Below are 1533 nucleotides of genomic sequence, written 5' to 3'. Positions count from 1 at the left end.
CTGACGGCTTTATCGACACCGGTATAACCGATACCCAGCGCCACTTTGTCTGCCGCAACGGACTCCGCATCGTTGAACGTCGTTTGTTTGAGAATGTTCACTACAAACTCTTTGGTTTCTTGCACACCATTCTTTGTAATGGTAGCTGTCAGAGTAACAATGGCATCGTTAGATGTTTTCAACGGGCGAATTACTGTACCTATTCCTGCATTAACAGCCACATCGACAGCCAAATTGTCAGATGCCCATGTTATCGTAGTTCCATTTGCACCTGTTGTTGGAAGCGTCAAGTTTTGCGACACGTTGGCTGCATGATCAGCTCCGACATACACGATGCCAAGCGCTGTTTTATCAACTGAAACGGACTCACTATCTGTGATTGCCAGTTTGATCAGTTTGACAACAAACTCTTTCGTCTTCGTGCTGCCATTTCGAGTCAAAGTGGCTGTCAAGGTGGCAGTCAAATCACCTGTCAAGTAAGCTGGCCGAGTAACGTTACCGTTAGAAACGTCAACCTCCAGTAAATCAGAGCTCCAAGAAACTGCCGATCCTTCGACTCCCAATATAGGAAGCGTTAGCTGATCAGTTACATGGCTGGCAGCATCTCCTGGTTTAAATTGAATTTCTAGCGAAGCTGTATCACGGTTTAACGAGCCGGCTTCTAATCCATTGTCTAGTGCTGTCTGAATGGCCGCTATGTCCACATAGCCTGTACCCGGACGAGCTTCCAATACTTTGCTTGAGGTAGCCAGCTTATCCGCATTGCCCAATATGTTGTAAACAGTCAAATCTAGTCCGAGCAGGCCAGCTTCAAGCGCCGTTTTCATTGCTGCTGCACTAACCGCTACGTTCACATTAGCTGCTGGCGTACGCGCTGTCACTGCTGCATCAAATGCCGCTTGCACGGCCGTTTGGTCAGCATAACCTCCAACTGGAATTCCCGATTGCACGGCCGTTGCTACGGCTGCCTTATCCGCCGCTGTCCAAGTTGAGTAAATTCCAAGCGTCAGAGAGAGCGATCCCGCTTCCAGTGCTGTTTGCGTTGCTGCCGCATTTGCAGCAATATTCACATCGGCTACTGCTGTTCGTGCCGTTACAGCCGCATCGAACGCTGCTTGTACCGCCGCTTTATCTGCAAAGCCTCCTACTGGAATTCCCGCATAAACTGCCGCAGCTACTGCTGCTTTATCCGCTGTTGCCCAAGTCTGGTATACGCCTAGCGTCAAGGAGAGTGAGCCGGCTTCTAGCGCCGTTTGCGTTGCTGCTGCATCCGCTGCAATATTCACATCGGCTACAGCTATCCGCGCCGTTACCGCCGTGTTGAATGCTGCTTGTACTGCCGCTTTGTCGGAATAACCTCCAACTGGAAGTGCTGCTAGCACGGACGCAGCTACCGCTGTCTTATCCGCCGCTGTCCAAGTCGGGTACAATGCACCCAGGTTTAGTGAAAGCGAGCCGGCTTCAAGCGCCGTTTGCGTTGCCCCCGCATTCACCGCAATATTCACATCAGCCACTGCTGTACGTGCCGTTACC

General features: G+C 51.1%; 1 protein-coding gene. It reads right to left on the bottom strand.

All coding sequences use genetic code 11. From position 1 onward, the window contains the following. Positions 1 to 1533 (bottom strand): immunoglobulin-like domain-containing protein (locus tag ADU23_RS33240; protein WP_331459320.1); only part of this gene is annotated, 1533 nt, incomplete at both ends.

It is taken from the genome of Paenibacillus sp. FJAT-27812 (assembly GCF_001273905.1).
GTDB lineage: Bacteria > Bacillota > Bacilli > Paenibacillales > Paenibacillaceae > Pristimantibacillus.
This window is presented reverse-complemented; position numbering and strand designations above follow the sequence as displayed.